Source organism: Nitrospirillum goiasense (assembly GCF_034427435.1).
GTDB lineage: Bacteria > Pseudomonadota > Alphaproteobacteria > Azospirillales > Azospirillaceae > Nitrospirillum.
Genome location: NZ_JAXQNP010000002.1, coordinates 2,433,984 through 2,451,615 on the forward strand (window position 1 = coordinate 2,433,984; position 17,632 = coordinate 2,451,615).

Consider the following 17,632-nt stretch of genomic DNA (forward strand, 5'->3'; position numbering starts at 1 on the left):
CGATGTCCTGGTTCGTACTTTAACCGGCGAGCGCCGCTTCGACCGCCGCCACGGCGGCGTCGGCCTTGTCGGGCTCGCTGCCGCCGGCCTGGGCCATGTCGGGGCGGCCGCCGCCGCCCTTGCCGCCGACGGCCGCCGCCGCGACTTTCACCAGGTCAACGGCGTTGAAGCGGCCCGTGAGGTCGGCGGTCACGCCGGCCACCAGGGTCACCTTGCCCTCACCCTTGGCCACCAGCAGCACGATGCCGCTGCCGATCTGGCCTTTGATCTCATCGGCCAGGGGCTTCAGGTCCTTGGCCTCGATACCGTCCAGCACGCGGGCCGACAGCTTCACGCCGTTGATCACCTTCTCCGGCGCGGCGGCGGCACCGCCGCCCCCGCCCAGGGCCAACTGGCGCTTCAGGTCGGCCACTTCCTTTTCCAGGCGGCGGCGCTCCTCCACCAGGGTGGCGACGCGGGCCGGCACCTCCGCGGCGGAGACCTTGAGGGCGCCGGCGGCGGCCAGCAGGCGGCCCTCCTGCCCTTCCAGGTACTCGAACGCGCCCCGGCCGGTCAGCGCCTCGATACGGCGCACGCCGGCGGAGACCGCCCCCTCCGACACGATCTTGAACAGGCCGATGTCGCCGGTGCGGCGCACATGGGTGCCGCCGCACAGCTCCACGGAATACTGGCGGTTCAGGCCTTCGTCCTGGCCACCCATAGACACCACGCGAACCTCGTCGCCGTACTTCTCGCCGAACAGGGCCATGGCACCCTGCTCAATGGCCTCGGCCGGGGTCATCAGGCGGGTGACGACCTCGCTGTTACCCAGGATGCGGGCGTTCACCGCCGCCTCGACCACGCGCACGTCGTCATCAGACAGCGGCGTCGGCTGGCTGATGTCGAAGCGCAGGCGCTCCGCCGACACGAGCGAGCCCTTCTGCGTGACATGCTCGCCCAGGCGCTGGCGCAGGGCCTCATGCAGCAGGTGGGTGGCGGAGTGGTTGGCGCGGATGTCGCCACGACGGCGGCCGTTCACGCGCAACTCGACCAGTTGCCCCGGGGCCAGGGCGCCGTGGGTGACGGTGCCGATATGGGCGAAGACGGCGCCCAGCTTCTTCTGCACGTCGCTGACGGCCACCTCGACGCCACCGGCACCAAAGATCACGCCGCTGTCGCCCACCTGGCCGCCGGACTCGCCATAGAACGGCGTCTGGTTCACCAGGACGATGACTTCCTGGCCGGCGGTCGCCTTGTCCAGCTTGTTGCCCTGGCGGTCCAGCACGGCCGTGACCTTGCCCTCGGCGTTCTCGGTGTCGTAGCCCAGGAACTCGGTGGCGCCCAGCTCATCCTTCAGCTCGAACCACACGCGCTCGGTCGCGGCCTCGCCGCTGCCGGCCCAGGCCTTGCGCGCCTCGGCCCGCTGGCGCTCCATAGCGGCGGTGAAGCCGTCGACCTCGACGGCGCGGTTGCGGCCGCGCAGCACGTCCTGCGTCAGGTCCAGGGGGAAGCCGTAGGTGTCGTACAGCTTGAACGCCACCTCGCCCGGCAGCGGCTGGCCGGCGCCCAGCTTGTCCTCTTCCTCGTCCAGCAGCTTCAGGCCGCGATCCAGCGTCTGCTTGAACCGGGTTTCCTCCAGCCGCAGGGTCTCGGTGATCAGGGCCTGGGCGCGCTGCAACTCCGTGTAGTGGCCGCCCATCTCGCGCACCAGCGCCGGCACCAGGGTGTGCATCACCGGATCGCGGGCGCCGATCATGTGGGCGTGGCGCATGGCGCGGCGCATGATGCGGCGCAGGACGTAACCCCGCCCCTCGTTCGCCGGCAGCACGCCGTCGGCGATGAGGAAAGAGGAGGCGCGCAGATGGTCGGCGATCACGCGGTGCGACACGGCGTGCGCGCCGTTGGGGTCGGAATTGGTGGCATCGGCCGACGCGACGATCAGGGCGCGCATCAGGTCGGTGTCGTAGTTGTCGTGCACGCCCTGCAGCACCGCCGCCAGACGCTCCAGCCCCATGCCGGTGTCGATGGAGGGCCGGGGCAAGGACACCCGCTCCTCCTTCGTCACCTGCTCATACTGCATGAACACCAGGTTCCAGATTTCGATGAAGCGGTCGCCATCCTGGTCCGGGCTGCCGGGGGGGCCGCCGGGAATGCCCTCGCCATGGTCGTAGAAAATCTCGGAGCACGGGCCGCAGGGGCCGGTGTCGCCCATGGCCCAGAAGTTGTCGGCCGTGGGGATGCGGATGATGCGGTCGTCCGACAGGCCGGCCACCTTCTTCCACAGGCCGTGGGCCTCGTCATCGGTGTGGTAGACCGTGACCAGCAGCTTGTCCTTCGGCAGGGCGAAGGTCTTGGTGATCAGGTTCCAGGCCAGCTCGATGGCATCGGCCTTGAAATAGTCGCCGAAGGAGAAGTTGCCCAGCATCTCGAAGAAGGTGTGGTGCCGGGCGGTATAGCCCACGTTCTCCAGGTCGTTGTGCTTGCCGCCGGCGCGCACGCACTTCTGCGAGGTGGTGGCGCGGGTGTAGGGGCGCACCTCGTTGCCGGTGAAGACGTTCTTGAACTGCACCATGCCGGCGTTGGTGAACATCAACGTCGGATCGTTGCGCGGCACCAGCGGGCTGGACTCCACCTCCGTGTGGCCGTTCTTCACGAAGTAGTCCAGGAAAGCGGAGCGGATCTCGTTGGCGGTCTTCATCGGGCAACAGCCTTAAGCATGCGACGGAACACCCCGGGTATCAGACCCCGGGACAGGGTTTGTAGCGTGTAGACGCGCCCAATGTCCATGGGGGCAGAAACCACATTCCTCGCTTTTACCAACTCAGCAGCTCGAAGGACCTCTCCTCGAATGTCTATAACGGGATTAAGGCTTAGCTGTCGCGATTTCTCAACTAAGCCATTGATATTTCTCAACTAAGCCATTGATTATCTTTAAAATATTCACTGCCTCAGTGGATAGAATAGCTCATCAATTTGGCATAGCGCCCTTCGCAACCAACTCATAGCCGTCGCGTCATGAGCATGATGCGCAATTTCCATGGAGTTCTTTAATATTTCCAAGATATATTCTAGATTTATATTGTTAGTATTTGAAAAACCAAGCACAGCGTGAGCAATATCTGCAGGCCCAGCGGTAGCTATAATGGTAGAATTCCGACATTCTATAGCGTCCATTATTTTACTTGGCGTCCCAGTTGCTTTCTTATATGCTTTCTTCTTACCAGAGGCTCTGTCATTGAAAATCTTCTTACGCCCTTCGGGCGCTTGACTAAGTTGAATCAAATCCAACAATTCAGCATGCCCAATGCGCGCCGCCTGACAAAAAAAGTATATGGGCAACCAATCTCCTTGGCAGCTCTCTAAGGCTGCCCTAATATACTCCTTAGGCCCATAAGTTATCTTTTGATTTATAAAATCATTAATGAGGTCAGATCTAGTAACAACACCGGACTTCACGACTACGACGCTGTCTGATTTAGGAATAACATCACCAACTAGCTTCAGTGTCGGCGCTCCGTCCGTTTGATTGAAATCGCCATCTTTAATGAACTTCACCTTACTTAATAAGTCATCATCAATCATAATTACATTTTTTGTGTCGCCAATAACCCCTTCTTGCAAATCGAGAATCATTGATCGTTCTGGACCGAGAGAAAGAAGCCGGCTTACCATCGGAATAATCTGACTTCTGGCAAGCGCGTCTCGTTCATCAAAAATTGCTCGAAGATCGCTATATTTAATTCTGCCAGACTGTCCTGGATATCTAAAAAATATATCGCCTTCTTTGACCTGATCACCATCCTGACCTGTCGCAATTACAGGCCGACTATTATGCTTCTCGACGTGGAATACTCCTATCCCCCTACCACCAACCTCAACATATGTGCTCGAGATTCTAGGGGTTGGATCGAGAATTGATTTTATTTTCTTTGTAAAATCAGCCGGATCTGCATCCCTAAAGGAATTGCTCTCTAAACCAACGACAGCATAACTCATGTCTACATCCGAGCTAATTACTTTCTCCTTATCCCTCACACCAAAGAAAATATAGCCGCCTCTGTTATTTGCAAGAGCGGCAACCGCGCGCACCCAGGCTCCACTATACTTGAAACCGAAATTCTCCTTGCACTCATGCTGATCACTTTCACCGCGCTGAAATCGCCAAATACCAGAGGAGTCTGGCGCGAAAAGCTTCAATATATTTCGATGACTCAAAGGGTCACCATCCTGGACATCAGCTACAATTTGAGGGACATCAATTGCTGCAGAGACCTCCGATGCTTTAAACCCTGCCAGAAATTGTTCTAGAGCCTCATCAGATGAAGGCTGTATAGTGGAAGAATTGCTATATGTTCCAGATTTTATCCCGGTAATTCTCCCAGAATTAACCGACCGATCTGGCCTATTAAAAAAGAATTGAATATCCTTGTTCCTCATACCCCTAGACAACATGGCCTTAATGTGCGCTATTTCCCAGTCATCGATGCTTCTTTTCGACATAACCATCTCTTCTACTTCATATATTCGCAATATTATACAATAAATAGTCGATAATTATTAAACTAGCAGCAGCGTGTTGTTCGGCGTGGCGACGACCGTGGGCGCCGTGGGCGTGGCGGGGGTGGTGCCGGCGGCCAGGTCCTGGTCGGCGGCGTCCACCTGCTTGGCGGCGTCGGCGATGTCCCGGGCGCTGTGGTCGGCGTCCTGGGGATCGCCGGGCTTGCGCTTGCGCTCCAGGATGTTCTTGGCCTGGGCATAAACGCTGCGCGCCTGGTCCATCAGGGTCCGGACGTTGCCCATGAACTCCATGCGCTCCTTCCGCGCCGCCGTCTCCTCCTCCGTGCTGGGGACCTGGATGACGCCGGGCTTGTCGGTCTTGCCGTCGTTGGCCGCGGCCTGGGCGTCGCCCGTCTGCAGGGTGGCGTCGGCGCCGGCCCCATTGACGGCTTGAGCGGTGGCGGCCTGGCTGCCCGCCTGTGGGGTGGAGGGGTTCTGGGTACCGGCGGCGGTGGCCTGGATTTGGGCGGCGTCGCTGCCCACGCCGGCCACGTCGGTGGCGGCGCCACCGGTGGCCGCCCCGCTGGTGCCCGCCCCACTGGCACCCGAGGCGTCGGTGGCGGCGGAGGAGTCGCCGCCGGTGGTGCCGACCGTGGCGCCGTTCTTCACGGCGCCGGCATACTCTTGCGCGGCGGAGCCCAGGGACTTGGCCACGTCCGCCGCCTCGCGCGCGATGCGGGCGGCGGCCTGCTTGTCGCCCATGGCGGCGGCCAGCTGGGCGCGCATGCGCAGGGCCTTCAGTTGGCGCTTGGCGTTGTCGACCTTGTCCTGGGCCGCCTTCTTGTCGTTGTCGGCGGCCTTCTGCTTGATCTGCTTGTCCAGCTTGGTGGCGTCGGACTGCAGCTTGGTCAGCTTCTTCAGCGTCTTTTCATCGACGAAGGCGCCGATGGCGCCGGCGGTGTCCCCCCGCTGCAGGGCGTCGGCGACCTTCTGCGCCGTGATCTGGGGAGCGGGGGTGGTGGATGTGGTGGAGCGGAACAGCGACGTCTGTTGAGTCGCCGAGGACGCCAGGCTTTGCGCCTGGGAATAGACGGAGGTGCCCGAGGTCGTAACCATCATCCGCTCCCCATTTTGGGTAAGGCATTTCTCGCATTCATGCGAGGACCTGGATGATACGCTTTTTATGTCATTTATGCAACCAATGGCGGCTGCGTCGCCGGCTTCATTGCCGTGCGCTCGTCCCACGCCCTATGGTGTCGGAAACGTTCTGACCGACAGCCCTCAGACAGTCCGCAACCCCCAGGAGCACGCCGCATGTCCGTGCAGGAAGTCACCCCCGAGGCCGGCCTTTGGGCGCTATTGCCGGGCGCCCAGTTCGCCGACGCCTTCCGGCTGGTAATGCCAACGCCGGCATCCGATACGCCCGCGCTGGATGCCCTGGTGGCGGCCCGCCGCATGATGGGCACCTCCCCCGCCTGGGTCCGCTGGCTGCTGGCCCTGCGCAACGCCCTGGTGGCCCCCTTGGGCCTGAAGGCACCCCACCCGCCGGCGCCATCGGAACCCGGTGCTGCCGATCATATCGGCATCTTCCCCATCCTAAGCCGCGGACCGGACCGAGTGGTGCTGGGCATGGCGGACAAGCACCTGGATTTCCGCGCCGTGGTCGATGTGCGCCAGGACGCCGCCGGCCGCCATGTCACCGCCACCACGCTGGTGCGCACCCACAATTGGCTGGGGCGGACATACCTGGCGCTGATCATGCCCTTCCACCGCCAGGTGGTGCGGACCATGCTGAAGCAGGTCACGGCCCCCTGAGCCTCCTGCGGCCGAAATGGAAAAGGCGGACCGTCACCGATCCGCCTTTCTGCTCATCAGATGATCAGCCTGATCACTCGGGGCTGTCGGCGTCACCGTCTGCCTCGGGGGAGCCCACCATCATGGCGCCGGCCACCAGGCCGGCGTTGGCGCGGACCTTTTCCTCGATGGCCTTGGCGATGGCCGGGTTGGTGCGCAGGAACTGCTTGGCGTTCTCGCGGCCCTGTCCCACGCGCTGGCCGTCGTAGGAGAACCAGGCGCCCGACTTTTCGACCACGCCGGCCTGGATGCCCAGGTCGATCAGCTCGCCCACCTTGGACACGCCCTCACCGTACATGATGTCGAACTCGACCACGCGGAACGGCGGGGCCAGCTTGTTCTTCACCACCTTCACGCGGGTCTGGTTGCCGACGACGTTGTCGCGGTCCTTGATGGCGCCGATGCGGCGGATGTCCAGGCGGATGGAGGCGTAGAACTTCAGCGCGTTACCGCCGGTGGTCGTCTCCGGGTTGCCGAACATCACGCCGATCTTCAGGCGGATCTGGTTGATGAAGATGACCAGGCAGTTGGACTTGGAGATGGACGAGGTCAGCTTGCGCAGCGCCTGGCTCATCAGGCGGGCCTGCAGGCCGACGTGGCTGTCGCCCATCTCGCCTTCCAGTTCGGCGCGCGGCACCAGGGCCGCCACCGAGTCCACCACCAGCACGTCGATGGCGCCGGAGCGCACCAGCGTGTCGGTGATCTCCAGGGCCTGTTCACCGGCGTCGGGCTGGGAGACCAGCAGGTCATCCACGTTCACGCCCAGCTTGCGGGCGTAGGACGGGTCCAGCGCGTGCTCGGCGTCGACGAAGGCGCAGGTGCCGCCGCTCTTCTGGGCTTCCGCGATGGCGTGCAGGGCCAGCGTGGTCTTGCCCGAGCTTTCCGGCCCGTAGATTTCGATGATACGACCGCGCGGCAGGCCGCCGATGCCCAGGGCGATGTCCAGCCCCAAGGAACCGGTGGAGATGGCATCCACCTCCATCGACGCCTCCTTGGCGCCGAGCTTCATGATGGAGCCCTTGCCGAACGCGCGTTCGATCTGGCCGAGGGCGGCGTCGAGGGCCTTTTGCTTATCCATGGGTGTTTCTACCAGACGAAGTGGTGCCGACATCTTGCTGTCCCCCTCTTGTCGCATACGGCCAACGGGCGTTCAACGGCTGCGGTGAAAGGGAATGTACCTGCTATGTTCTCATTCGCCAAGGGCGAAAGTTTGCCATTTGTTCTTTTTTGTTCTTGTTATGATGCCCTCAAGGGCCGGGCGCCGGCATCCGCCGGCTTGGCTTCCTCGCTTTCCAGTCCGCTACGCTCCCCGGAAAGCTGCGGCGGCCCCGGTCGGGGCCTCGTCGCTGCGCTCCAGAGTCGGGTTATATTTCAATGCCCTCAAGCGCCGGGCGCCGGCATCCGCCGGCTTGGCTTCCTCGCTTTCCAGTCCGCTACGCTCCCCGGAAAGCTGCGGCGGCCCCGGTCGGGGCCTCGTCGCTTCCGCTCCGACTTGCTTCACGATCAGGCACTTGAGCGCGCTCACCTTGGATTCGCGGGCTCCTGCCCCGGGCGCGGCGGCCCTTCCATCACGTCCTTCACCTTGGCGGCCAGTTGCTTCAGGCTGAAGGGCTTGGGCAGGAAGTCGACCACGGCGCCGTCCTTCAGGGAATGGCGGAAGCGGTCCTCGGCATAGCCGGAGATGAAGATGACCTTCACGTCAGGGCGGAAGCGGCGCACCTGCTCGATCAGGGTGGGGCCGTCCATCTGGGGCATGACCACGTCGCTGACGATCAGGTCCACCTCCCCGCCCCGGGCGCCTTGCAGCAGGTCCAGCGCCTCCTCCCCGCTGCGCGCCTCCAGCACGGTATAGCCCTTGTTGCGCAGGGCGCGGGCGCCGAAGACGCGCACGGCGTCCTCATCCTCCACCAGCAGGACCGTGCCGATGCCGGTGAGGTCGGCGGCGCCCTTGTCCTTGGCCTCCTCCGCCGGGGCGGCCTGGGCCAGGGCCTTCTCATCCAGGCGCGGCAGGTGGATGGAGAACTTGGCCCCCTCCCCCGGCTTGCTCTCCACGAAGACGAAGCCGCCCGTCTGGCGCACGATGCCATAGACGGTGGACAGGCCCAGCCCCGTGCCCGACCCCACCTCCTTGGTGGAGAAGAAGGGCTCGAAGATGCGTTGCAGGTTTTCCGGCGGGATGCCGATGCCGGTGTCGATCACCTCCACCACCACCCAGTCACCGGGCGGCATCTCCTCCGTCTCATGACGGATGGGCTCGGTGGTGTGCAGGTTGCCGGTGACGATGGTCAGCCGCCCGCCTTTGGGCATGGCGTCGCGGGCGTTGACCGCCAGGTTGATGATGACCTGTTCCAACTGCCCCTGGTCCACCCGCACCAGGCCGGTGTCGCGGCCGTGCAGCATGCGCAGCTCGATATTCTCACCGATCAGGCGGCGCAGCAGGTTGGACAGTTCCGCCAGCACGTCGGTGATGCTCAGCACCCGGGGCTGCAGGGTCTGCTGGCGGGAGAAGGCCAGCAACTGGCGCACCAGGTTGGCGGCGCGGTTGGCGTTCTGCTTGATCTGCATGATGTCGCTGAACGACTGGTCACCCGGCTTGTGCCGCAGCAGCAGCAGGTCGCAGAAGCCGATCATGGCCGTCAGCAGATTGTTGAAGTCATGCGCCACGCCGCCGGCCAACTGGCCGATGGCCTGCATCTTCTGCGACTGGACGAACTGCGCCTCCAGGTTCTTTTGCGCGGTCATGTCCACCAGGTGAAGGATCAGGCCGCGGTCGCCATCGCCATCCCCGTCGAAGCGGCGGGAATAGACATGGACCACGGGCCCCTGGGCACCGCGCAGCCGCGCCTCCACCGGCGTCCCGGCCTGGCTGCGCCCCTCCAGCACGTCGGCCAAGCGGGCCATGAGGTTGGCGCGGTGTTCCTGCTGGAACAGGCTGGCGATGGGCTCCCCCTGCACATCGCCCAGGCGCAGGTCGGCCATGGCGAGGAAGGTGGGGTTGCATTCCGCCAGCCGGAACTCCCCATCCACGAAGGCGAAGCCGGTGGGCGCGAACTGGAAGAAGCGCTGGAAGCGCTGCTCGGCCCGGCGCAGCTCCTCCTCCCGCGCCGTCTCGCGGGTCAGGTCGCCCAGGAAGATCAGGGTGCCGCCGGGGGACACGGCCACATGCAGGACGCTGGCGCGCAAGGGGGCCGCGCGGGCCGCCGCCAGATCCACTTCCGCCATACCGGCCAGGCGCTCGGGAAACAGCTCCCCCTGCGGCGGGGTGGCCAGCAGGTCGCGCAGATGGCGGCTGCCGTCCTCCAGCCCATCGCGGCCCAGGCCCAGCCAATCGGCCAGGGTGAGGTTCACGCGCAGCAGCGTGCCAGCCCCATCGACCAGCAGAACGCCCAGGGGCGCCAGATCCCACAGCTCACGCCAGGGATGGCCGCCGGCCGCAGGCACGGCGCCACCGCTGCGCACCCGCCATTCCACCAGGCCGGGCCGCCTGGCCACGGTCAAGGGCCGCGCCGTCACCAGGCAGGGCGCCAGCCGGATCATGCCCCCACCCGGGCCAACCGCTGGGCCACCCATAGTGCCGCCCGCTGGCCCCCCCGCTGGGCCGCCGGGGGTATCGTCAACGAAGACGACGGGCGCCTCCCCCCTTCGCCCCGGCGCGCCGCCTCCTGCACCTCCTCCAGGCGCTGGGCGTCGGCGTCCGCGCGGCAGCGCCGGGCCAGGATGTCGACGACACGCCCCCCATCCGCGCCATCGGCAGGCCTGGCCAGCGCGGCGAAGGCGCCATTGGCGGCGAGAACCCGTCCATCCGCCCCCGCCACGGCCAGGGCCTCCGGCACCGCCTCCACCACGGCGCGCAGCACAGCGGTATGCGCCGTGGTCTGCCGCAACCAGAGAACACCCAACAGGGCCATCAACAGGAAAGCGCCGGCTGCGACCAGGGCGACCGCTAAAGCCAGGGGATGGTCCAACACCCCCCAAGCCAGGGCGGCCGCCAGCAACAGGGCCGCGACCATCAAGGCCCCCCCCGCCACAAGCATCAGCCCCACCTGCGCCGGGCCAACGCCTGTGCCGCCCTCCGGGCTTTCCGGCGGCGGCACGGGCGGGGGAACGAGGGGCGGGAGGGGAAGGCGGGCACCGACAAGCACCTCTGAATCGGAAGGGCCCGATCCTACCAGTCCCGGTCCCCCGGGACGAGATGCCGGACGGAAATAAATTTGAATCAATAAAGGTCGGGTGGTGGGGAACGTCCAGCCGCCCCACCTCGTCATCCGCGGAGCGGAATTAGCGCTTGGGGAAGGTCTTCTTCTTCAGCTTGAAGACATAAGAGATGACCTGGGCCACCGCCTTGTAATGCTCCGCCGGGATTTCCTCATCCACCTCGGCGCTGGCATAGAGGGCGCGGGCCAGGGGCGGGTTGGGCACCAGGGGAATGCCATGTTCCTCCGCCAGTTCGCGGATGCGGGCGGCGATGAAGTCCACGCCCTTGGCCACCACCATGGGCGCCCCCATGCTGAGGGGGTCATACTTCAGCGCGATGGCGTAGTGGGTGGGGTTGGTCACCACCACGTCGGCCTTGGGCACGTTCTCCATCATGCGGTTGCGGGCGCGCTGCATGCGCAAGGCGCGGATCTTGCCCTTGATCAGCGGGTCGCCTTCGGTCTGCTTGTGCTCGTCCTTCACTTCCTGCTTGGTCATGCGCATGTCGCGCATGAACTTCCAGCGCTGATACCACCAGTCAGCACCGGCCAGCAGGCCCAGCGCCACCAGCACGCGGAAGATCAGGCCCACCGCCTGGCTCTTGGTCTCGTTCACCAGGCCCATCAGCGGCATGCCGATGAAATGGTCCACGGAATGGGCCAGCGGGAACAGGCCGGGCAGCACCACCACCGACACCACCACCAGCTTGACCAGCGACTTGGCGAATTCCAGCAGGTTGGCGACCTTGAACTTGTTCAGCAGGTTGGTGACGAGGTTGAAACGGTTGAGGTCGAAGCTCAGCACCCGCTCGAAGCTGAAGACGAACCCGACCTGGAGGAAGGAGCCAAGGACGGCGGCGATGACCAGCAGGGCGAAGGGCACCGACATGGCGACCCCCACCTGGCCCAGCAACTCGGTCAGCAGGTGCCCCAGGCCCCCCCTGTCCACCGGCAGGGTTTCCGGCCGTTCTATGAAAGGGACCAGCACCGTGTGGATGCGCCCGAAAGTCCAGGGCAGCACGCTGACCACCATCACCAGGATGGCACCCAGCATGAAGAGGTGCGGCACCTCTTGCGATTTGGGGATGTTGCCCTTGGAGCGGGCGTCCGTCAGCCGTTTGCCTGTCGGCTCTTCTGTTTTGGAATTTGGATCCTGGTCTTCCGACATGGCCCCGCCCCTTACGACGACAGGAAGGGCATCATCTGCCCCTGGAAGGCGCGCAGCCAGTAGACCATGAGCCCCGACAGGCTGCCACCCAGCAGCAGCAGGCCCAGGACGATCTGCAGGGGCTGTGTCACGAAGAAGACCTGGATGGAGGGCACCAGCCGCGCCACCAGGCCCATGCCCAGGAAGAACAGCAGGCCGATGATGACGAAGGGGGCCGACATCTGCAGGCCGATGCTGAAGCTTTCCGAGAAGATGCGCGTCAGATGCTCGGTGAAATCACCCAGCGGGATGGCCCCGCCCGGGGGGAACAGGCTGTAGCTCTGCACCGCCGCCAGGATCAGCATGTGGTGCATGTCGGTGGCGAACAGCAGCAGCAGGCCCAGAATGCCCAGGATGGAGTTCACCACCGTGCTCTGCTGTGACATGGCCGGGTTGAAGGCCTGGGCGGAGCTGAGGCCGACATGGTTGGCGATCAGGCTGCCGGCCGTTTCCAGGGCGCCCATCATGGTGCGGGCGATGGTGCCGATGAAGATGCCGATCAGCGCCTCCCCCGCGATGAGCACGGCCATATTGGCCGGCTGCGCCGGTTCCGGCGGCAGGGTCCCGCCCACGGCGGGCGCCACCGCCAGGGCCACGATCAGGCCGAACAGCAGGCGGATGCGGGTGGAGACGAAGGTTTCGCCCACGGTGGGCATGATGAGGAAGGCCGCCCCCAGCCGGACGAACACCATGAGATAGGTGTAGAGCTGGCTGAGGAGGAGGGTCTGCAACATCACTCGTTGCCCGTCCCAACCCCGACGATCTTGTCCATGATGCCCTCGGTGAAGGTCACCATGTGGTGCAGCATGAAGGGCGCGAAGAACACCAGGGCCACGAACATGGCGATGATCTTGGGCACGAAGGTCAGCGTCTGTTCCTGGATCTGGGTCAGCGCCTGGAACAGCGAGATGGCCAGGCCCACCACCATGGACACGGCCATGACGGGTCCGCTGACGATGATGACCGTCAGCAGCGATTGGCGCACGAGTTCGATGATTTCCTGTTCGTTCATGCGCACGATCCGGCAAGCGCGGGCCCGCCGATGGGCCAGCCCCTCAAGATACCCCAATAGACGCCAGGGCGCGGGCCGGGCGCAAGCCCCGCCGCCGCCTCACATCGGCATGCGCATGATTTCCTGGTAGGCGGAGATGACCTTGTCGCGCACGGCGGTCACCGCCTGCAGCGTCACCTCGGCGTTGCTGACGGCGTTCACCACGTCGGTCAGGTCGGCCTTACCCAGGACGCCGGCCGCCGTCATGCGTTCCCCCTGGTGCATCGTGTCGACGGCGTCCACCGCCGCCTGCTTCATCAGCTCGCCAAAGCTGGGGCCGGCGGCGGGGGCGGCCATGCCGGGGCCGGCCCCCTGGCGGGCGGTGTTGGCGTAGGCGGCGATCGCGCTGGGAAGGGGAATGGCCATCGTGGAAATCAGCTCCTAAGCCCGCTCAGTTGCGCAGCAGGTCTATGGTCTTGGTCAGCATGGTGCGGGTGGCGTCTATGACGCCCAGGTTGGCCTCGTAGGAGCGCTGGGCCTCGCGCATGTCCATCGATTCCACCAGGCCGTTGACGTTGGGCATCAGCACATAGCCCTCGCTGTCGGCGCTGGGGTGGCCGGGATCGAACTTGCGCTGGAAATCGCTGCGGTCGACATCGACCTTCTTCACGTTGACGGTGTCGATGCCCAGGGCCTTGTTCAAGGTGTTGGCGAACAGCACCACCTTGCGCCGATAAGGCAGGTCACCGGGGCTGGCCGCCGTGCTGTCGGTGTTGGCCAGGTTCTCCGCGATGACGCGCAGCCGCGTGCCCTGCGCCTTCATGCCGGCGGTGGACAAGTTCAGGGCGTTCATCAAATCCATCGGAACCCTCTTCCCCAAAACCGTAAGGCCCAAAACCGTGAGGCCCAAACCTTGAAACCTAATTTAGCGGGCGAACCATCAAGAAGGCGTTAACCAGACCGCCGCCTCAGCTCCCCTTGCCCAGGGCCATCTTCAGCATGCCGATCTGCTTGCGGTACAGGTTGGTCAGCGCCTGGAAATCGATGGCGTTCTGGCCGATCTTGGTCATCTGGTCCTCCAGCACCACGGCGTTGCCGGTGGGCGAGGTCTCATAGGCCGTGCGGTCCTTGGCGGCACGGAAGCCGCCGGCGCCCGTGCCGCTGGACGCCAAATGCGCCGGGTCGGTCGCCACCAGCTCGAGCTTCCCGGCCTCGCGCAGTTGATTCTTGAAGTCGAAGGGCACCAGGTCGCGCGCCTGGTAATTGGGCGTGTCGGAGTTGGAGACGTTCTGCGCCAGGACCTCCTGGCGCTGGTTGTCCCAGGCCATCTTGTCCGACATCAGCTTGAAGATACCCAGCCTGTTCAGATCCATGATCCGCGCTCACCACCCCGGTGGGGTTAAACCGAAAGGCCCCGTCAGGACCGCTCTCGTCGCAGGACGCCGTCACGATCGGCATCCAACACCAGGCCCAGGCACCACTATTGCCATAGATGAGTTATATGCAATCTGCAAGCCATCGCTTGGAGAATCGCTCTAAACCAACGGGGATTCCAGCGTTATTTGCCGGTCTCCAACCAGGCCCGTCCGCCCCATCCCGGGCGGCCCATGCATTTTACAACGGATTCCGATCCAAATGGACCCGATTCAAATGGGCCGACACAAAGGGGCCCGACACAAAGGGAATAGAGCGTGGCTCTCAACCGGCTGCCCATTTGCGTATCACGGCGGAGAGTTATACCCTGGCCCCGGCCCTGCATGGGCCCTACCCCACACCCGGAATCCAGGCATACCGCAGCCCGGATATGGGCGACGGCCCCCGCTTCAACAAGGATCGATCCGCCTTTGCCCCCCACCGACGACAGCGACAAGCCCCGACGCCAGGTGGCCGTGGCCTTGCAGCACATGGCGGAAGGCCTGCCGCGCATCGTCGCCACCGGGCAAGGGGCGGTGGCGGAACAGATCCTGGAACTGGCCTTCGCCAACGGCGTGAAGGTCCGGCAGGACGCGGATCTGGCGGAAATCCTGTCGGTCATCGACATCGACAGCGAAATCCCCATCGAGGCACTGGCCGCGGTGGCGGAAATCCTGGCCCATGTCTACCGTGCCAATGGCCAGCTCAGCAGTGGGGCGGCCCTGGACAATGTTCCCCGCCCGCCACCCCCTATGGCCCCACCCCCTATGACCGGGCCCCCACCGGACCCGGCGCCACATCCGGAACACCGCCGCTCAGATGACCACGCCCGCGCCCTCCCCCGAAGCGGAAGCCCTGGCCGACGCCATGGACGGCCTGCTGTCCATCCTGAATCGCACCGCCGACCTGGTCGCCGCCGGCGACGCGGTGGAATTCGCCGGCCTGGAGGATGAGGCTACTGCATTATGCAATGCAGTTGTCCAGTTGCCCCCGCCGGAGGCGCGCGCCTTCCTGCCGCGGCTGGAGGCGGTGCTGGCGGCGCTGGAACGGCTGGAAACGGTGGTGAAGAAGGCCAACGAGCTAACCCAAGGCAAGGCCACGGTCGGCCGGGCCGCCGCCGCCTATCGCCGGGCCGAAGATCCGGATGTCGGCTGAACCCATGGTCACCTCGGCTGCCTATTACCTGTACGCCGCCCTGATGCTGGGCCTGGTGCTGGGCTTCATCCTGGTCGCCGGCTGGCTGGTCCGCCGCTTCGGTGGCGGCGCCCTGCTGCGCCTGCCGGGCCGCACCCAGCGCCGCCTGGGCGTGGTGGAGGCCATGGCGCTGGACCCGCGCCGCCGGCTGGTGCTGATCCGCCGGGACGGGGTGGAGCACCTGCTGCTGCTGGGCGGCACCCAGGACCTGCATCTGGAGGGGCCCTTTCCCGCCACGGGCCCCAACACGGGCGACAGCCACCAGACCTTCCAAACCGTTCTGAACGAAACCGCCGCCCCGCCGGCGCCCGCCCCGGGGCCTTAGTCATGAGCACCACCGCCCGACCCTCGCCTCATCAGTCCACTTCCCGGTCCGGACAGCCATCGCGCCTGTTCCGCTGGGGCGCGCCGGCCCTGGCCATCCTGCTGACGGTGGCGGTGTCGCTGCTGGCCGGGGTGGCGCACGCCCAGAGCCTGAACCTGGACCTGGGCTCCCAGGGCGGCAGTTCCACCAGCCGCATCATCCAGTTGGTGGTGCTGATCACCGTGCTGTCGGTGGCGCCCAGCATCCTGGTGATGATGACCAGCTTCGTGCGCATCATCATCGTATTGGGCTTCCTGCGCTCCGCCCTGGGCACGCAGCAGGTGCCGCCCAACCAGGTGATGCTGAGCCTGGCCCTGTTCCTCACCTTCTTCATCATGGCGCCCACCTTCCAGGCGGCCTATGACGCCGGCATCAAGCCCATGATCGACGAACAGGTGGATGAGTTGACGGGCTTGAAGAACGCGGTCGTGCCCTTCCAGGACTTCATGCTGAAGCACACGCGCGAGCGCGACCTGCAACTGTTCACCGACATCGCCAAGGTCGACAAGGTAACGACCGCCAAGGACCTGCCTATCCAGGTGGTGATCCCCGCCTTCATGATCTCTGAACTCAAGCGCTCGTTCGAGATCGGCTTCCTGGTGTTCATCCCCTTCCTGGTGATCGACATGGTGGTGTCGTCGGTGCTGCAATCCATGGGCATGATGATGCTGCCGCCCGCCATGATCTCCCTGCCGTTCAAGATCATCTTCTTCGTGCTGGTGGACGGCTGGTACCTGATCGTCGGCAGCCTGGTGAAAAGCTTCGGGTAGTGCGGTTACCCGATGCCGGCGCGCCACAACGGAATAAGGATCTGGTCTGCGGTGTCCATCCACAACCTGCCTGAGCCGCCTGGCATCCTTGCGCTGATTGGCCTCCTGAAAAGAAGCTATGCGGCAAACGTTGGCGTTTTCTTCAGCCTTATTTTGATGCTTGCATTCATTCTGAATTGTCCGGGTGTTTTAATAGAAGAAACAAACATCATATTTCATATTTCAGCCCCCGCTCTGTTGCTGGTCGGCCTTTTGGGTAGCGTTTTAAGAATTTGGCCGCTACGGGCGGTGGGCTGGCTTGGAATCATTTATTCCCTTCCGGCTGTGATGTGTGCCGCGCCGGACTTGGATCACTTCACGCCTGAACTCCAGGGGTTTCCGACTTTGTGGCGGCTATCGTTAACCGCCTCGGTATGGCTGGCGTTATTGACCTTTTTCAAGGTATTGGCGATGAGGCGTTGGGATGGGCAACGACGGTCGTTCGTCGCGGCAAGCATCCGTTGCGTCGCCGGCAGTAAGTAAATCACCATTAGGAATGGGGCAGTTTGCCGCTGTGCGTCAGGTTCTCGACCCCTAAATTCGTATAAGGCGTTGGCACTAACGCCTTATACGACCCCACGTCACACGATTCCAATCACCATGGCCCGAGTGAGGAAAATGAAGAAGGTTCTGACCAGCGGTCTGCTATCCCTGTTCGCCGTCACCGCCGTCACCGGGTTGGGGGCCGGCCAGGCCGCCGCCCAGACGGGCCCGCAATGCCCCAAGACCCTGCCGGTCACCGAGATGGTCAAGGACGTGCCGGCCGGCTTCAAGGCCTATCAGGACGGCAACCCGCCCAAGGCCCCGGACGGCAGCCCCCTGCCCCTGCCGCTGGCCGCCATCCTGTTTTGGAACGGCGAACCGGGTGGCCAGCCGCCCCTGCCCCCGGCCAGCCAGTCGCGCACGGCCCTGACCTGGCGGTTCACCCCGGCGCAGGCCCAGAACCTGTGGATGGCCTGCGCCTACGACGCCACCGCCATCATGATCGCATCCAAGATGCCGGCCAGCGTCCACACCTGCACCGTGACCCTGTCGCCCGACGGCAACATGGCCGCCGGCCTGACCTGCCAGTGATAGACCAACCCAGAAAGACCAGAAGGAACGGGAGGGCGCATCCGCCCTCCCGACAGG

Annotated in this window: 18 protein-coding genes and 1 pseudogene; 7 read left to right on the forward strand and 12 right to left on the reverse strand. The window is 64.5% G+C overall.

Annotation, left to right across the window (positions count from 1 at the left end; genetic code table 11):
- Nucleotides 1-19: 19 nt before the first annotated feature.
- The 3 genes from alaS to ULB03_RS13705 form a co-directional block, all read right to left on the reverse strand.
- Entirely contained in the window at nt 20-2,677 is a 2,658-nt protein-coding gene (gene alaS / locus ULB03_RS13695; protein ID WP_322483641.1) for an alanine--tRNA ligase, read from the reverse strand.
- Nucleotides 2,678-2,919: 242 nt separating this feature from the next.
- Complete coding sequence (locus ULB03_RS13700) at nt 2,920-4,485, reverse strand: AlbA family DNA-binding domain-containing protein (RefSeq protein WP_322483642.1); 1,566 nt, start codon at nt 4,483-4,485, stop codon at nt 2,920-2,922.
- Nucleotides 4,486-4,536: 51 nt separating this feature from the next.
- Nucleotides 4,537-5,595 carry a TrbL/VirB6 family protein gene (locus ULB03_RS13705; RefSeq protein WP_322483643.1) on the reverse strand — a complete coding sequence of 353 codons (1,059 nt, stop codon included), beginning with the start codon at nt 5,593-5,595 and terminating at the stop codon, nt 4,537-4,539.
- A 195-nt stretch (nt 5,596-5,790) separates the two neighbouring features.
- Here ULB03_RS13705 and ULB03_RS13710 point away from each other — a divergent pair, with 195 nt between their 5' ends.
- Nucleotides 5,791-6,291: a DUF2867 domain-containing protein gene (locus ULB03_RS13710; RefSeq protein ID WP_322483644.1), complete on the forward strand. Its 501-nt coding sequence runs from the start codon at nt 5,791-5,793 to the stop codon at nt 6,289-6,291.
- A gap of 73 nt (nt 6,292-6,364) precedes the next feature.
- On the opposite strand, the gene recA is transcribed toward ULB03_RS13710, so the two are convergent.
- The 9 genes from recA to flgB form a co-directional block, all read right to left on the reverse strand.
- A complete protein-coding gene (gene recA / locus ULB03_RS13715; RefSeq protein ID WP_004272910.1) occupies nt 6,365-7,441 on the reverse strand; it encodes a recombinase RecA in 1,077 nt (358 codons plus the stop codon).
- Between the two features lie 410 nt (nt 7,442-7,851).
- A complete protein-coding gene (locus ULB03_RS13720) occupies nt 7,852-9,867 on the reverse strand; it encodes a hybrid sensor histidine kinase/response regulator (RefSeq protein ID WP_322483645.1) in 2,016 nt (671 codons plus the stop codon).
- Entirely contained in the window at nt 9,864-10,364 is a 501-nt protein-coding gene (locus ULB03_RS13725) for a PAS domain-containing protein (protein ID WP_322483646.1), read from the reverse strand. The genes ULB03_RS13720 and ULB03_RS13725 overlap by 4 nt, the downstream gene beginning before the upstream one ends.
- Nucleotides 10,365-10,608: 244 nt before the next feature.
- On the reverse strand, nt 10,609-11,691 hold the full coding sequence (gene flhB, locus ULB03_RS13730) for a flagellar biosynthesis protein FlhB (RefSeq protein WP_322483647.1): 1,083 nt from the start codon (nt 11,689-11,691) through the stop codon (nt 10,609-10,611).
- Between the two features lie 11 nt (nt 11,692-11,702).
- Entirely contained in the window at nt 11,703-12,464 is a 762-nt protein-coding gene (fliR, locus tag ULB03_RS13735; RefSeq protein ID WP_145733756.1) for a flagellar biosynthetic protein FliR, read from the reverse strand.
- Nucleotides 12,464-12,742 carry a flagellar biosynthesis protein FliQ gene (gene fliQ, locus ULB03_RS13740; RefSeq protein ID WP_145733757.1) on the reverse strand — a complete coding sequence of 93 codons (279 nt, stop codon included), beginning with the start codon at nt 12,740-12,742 and terminating at the stop codon, nt 12,464-12,466. Before fliQ ends, fliR begins: the two co-directional genes overlap by 1 nt.
- A gap of 99 nt (nt 12,743-12,841) precedes the next feature.
- Entirely contained in the window at nt 12,842-13,147 is a 306-nt protein-coding gene (fliE, locus tag ULB03_RS13745; RefSeq protein WP_322483648.1) for a flagellar hook-basal body complex protein FliE, read from the reverse strand.
- Between the two features lie 25 nt (nt 13,148-13,172).
- Nucleotides 13,173-13,583 carry a flagellar basal body rod protein FlgC gene (gene flgC, locus ULB03_RS13750; RefSeq protein ID WP_145733759.1) on the reverse strand — a complete coding sequence of 137 codons (411 nt, stop codon included), beginning with the start codon at nt 13,581-13,583 and terminating at the stop codon, nt 13,173-13,175.
- A gap of 106 nt (nt 13,584-13,689) precedes the next feature.
- Nucleotides 13,690-14,094 carry a flagellar basal body rod protein FlgB gene (gene flgB / locus ULB03_RS13755; RefSeq protein ID WP_322483649.1) on the reverse strand — a complete coding sequence of 135 codons (405 nt, stop codon included), beginning with the start codon at nt 14,092-14,094 and terminating at the stop codon, nt 13,690-13,692.
- A gap of 531 nt (nt 14,095-14,625) precedes the next feature.
- Here flgB and ULB03_RS27435 point away from each other — a divergent pair.
- The 6 genes and pseudogenes from ULB03_RS27435 to ULB03_RS13785 form a co-directional block, all read left to right on the forward strand.
- A pseudogene (locus ULB03_RS27435) lies at nt 14,626-14,760 on the forward strand (EscU/YscU/HrcU family type III secretion system export apparatus switch protein); the annotation flags it as partial.
- A gap of 193 nt (nt 14,761-14,953) precedes the next feature.
- On the forward strand, nt 14,954-15,289 hold the full coding sequence (locus ULB03_RS13765; RefSeq protein ID WP_145733761.1) for a hypothetical protein: 336 nt from the start codon (nt 14,954-14,956) through the stop codon (nt 15,287-15,289).
- Complete coding sequence (locus ULB03_RS13770) at nt 15,279-15,653, forward strand: FliO/MopB family protein (protein ID WP_322483650.1); 375 nt, start codon at nt 15,279-15,281, stop codon at nt 15,651-15,653. Before ULB03_RS13765 ends, ULB03_RS13770 begins: the two co-directional genes overlap by 11 nt.
- 2 nt (nt 15,654-15,655) lie before the next feature.
- A complete protein-coding gene (gene fliP, locus ULB03_RS13775; RefSeq protein ID WP_416211132.1) occupies nt 15,656-16,462 on the forward strand; it encodes a flagellar type III secretion system pore protein FliP in 807 nt (268 codons plus the stop codon).
- A 51-nt stretch (nt 16,463-16,513) separates the two neighbouring features.
- Nucleotides 16,514-16,984: a hypothetical protein gene (locus ULB03_RS13780; protein ID WP_322483651.1), complete on the forward strand. Its 471-nt coding sequence runs from the start codon at nt 16,514-16,516 to the stop codon at nt 16,982-16,984.
- Between the two features lie 135 nt (nt 16,985-17,119).
- Complete coding sequence (locus ULB03_RS13785) at nt 17,120-17,575, forward strand: STY0301 family protein (RefSeq protein WP_322483652.1); 456 nt, start codon at nt 17,120-17,122, stop codon at nt 17,573-17,575.
- The last annotated feature ends 57 nt before the right edge of the window (nt 17,576-17,632 follow it).

Bases quoted from the DNA above. Each gene is read 5' to 3' on its own strand.
- flhB (WP_322483647.1), bottom strand. From the start codon at position 11,691: ATGTCGGAAGACCAGGATCCAAATTCCAAAACAGAAGAGCCGACAGGC.
- ULB03_RS13705 (WP_322483643.1), bottom strand. From the start codon at position 5,595: ATGATGGTTACGACCTCGGGCACCTCCGTCTATTCCCAGGCGCAAAGC.
- flgB (WP_322483649.1), bottom strand. From the start codon at position 14,094: ATGGATCTGAACAGGCTGGGTATCTTCAAGCTGATGTCGGACAAGATG.
- ULB03_RS13720 (WP_322483645.1), bottom strand. From the start codon at position 9,867: ATGATCCGGCTGGCGCCCTGCCTGGTGACGGCGCGGCCCTTGACCGTG.
- ULB03_RS13710 (WP_322483644.1), top strand. From the start codon at position 5,791: ATGTCCGTGCAGGAAGTCACCCCCGAGGCCGGCCTTTGGGCGCTATTG.
- alaS (WP_322483641.1), bottom strand. From the start codon at position 2,677: ATGAAGACCGCCAACGAGATCCGCTCCGCTTTCCTGGACTACTTCGTG.
- fliP (WP_416211132.1), top strand. From the start codon at position 15,656: ATGAGCACCACCGCCCGACCCTCGCCTCATCAGTCCACTTCCCGGTCC.
- fliR (WP_145733756.1), bottom strand. From the start codon at position 12,464: ATGTTGCAGACCCTCCTCCTCAGCCAGCTCTACACCTATCTCATGGTG.
- ULB03_RS13765 (WP_145733761.1), top strand. From the start codon at position 14,954: ATGACCACGCCCGCGCCCTCCCCCGAAGCGGAAGCCCTGGCCGACGCC.
- fliQ (WP_145733757.1), bottom strand. From the start codon at position 12,742: ATGAACGAACAGGAAATCATCGAACTCGTGCGCCAATCGCTGCTGACG.
- ULB03_RS13700 (WP_322483642.1), bottom strand. From the start codon at position 4,485: ATGGTTATGTCGAAAAGAAGCATCGATGACTGGGAAATAGCGCACATT.
- flgC (WP_145733759.1), bottom strand. From the start codon at position 13,583: ATGGATTTGATGAACGCCCTGAACTTGTCCACCGCCGGCATGAAGGCG.
- ULB03_RS13725 (WP_322483646.1), bottom strand. From the start codon at position 10,364: ATGCTTGTGGCGGGGGGGGCCTTGATGGTCGCGGCCCTGTTGCTGGCG.
- recA (WP_004272910.1), bottom strand. From the start codon at position 7,441: ATGTCGGCACCACTTCGTCTGGTAGAAACACCCATGGATAAGCAAAAG.
- ULB03_RS13785 (WP_322483652.1), top strand. From the start codon at position 17,120: ATGAAGAAGGTTCTGACCAGCGGTCTGCTATCCCTGTTCGCCGTCACC.
- fliE (WP_322483648.1), bottom strand. From the start codon at position 13,147: ATGGCCATTCCCCTTCCCAGCGCGATCGCCGCCTACGCCAACACCGCC.
- ULB03_RS13770 (WP_322483650.1), top strand. From the start codon at position 15,279: ATGTCGGCTGAACCCATGGTCACCTCGGCTGCCTATTACCTGTACGCC.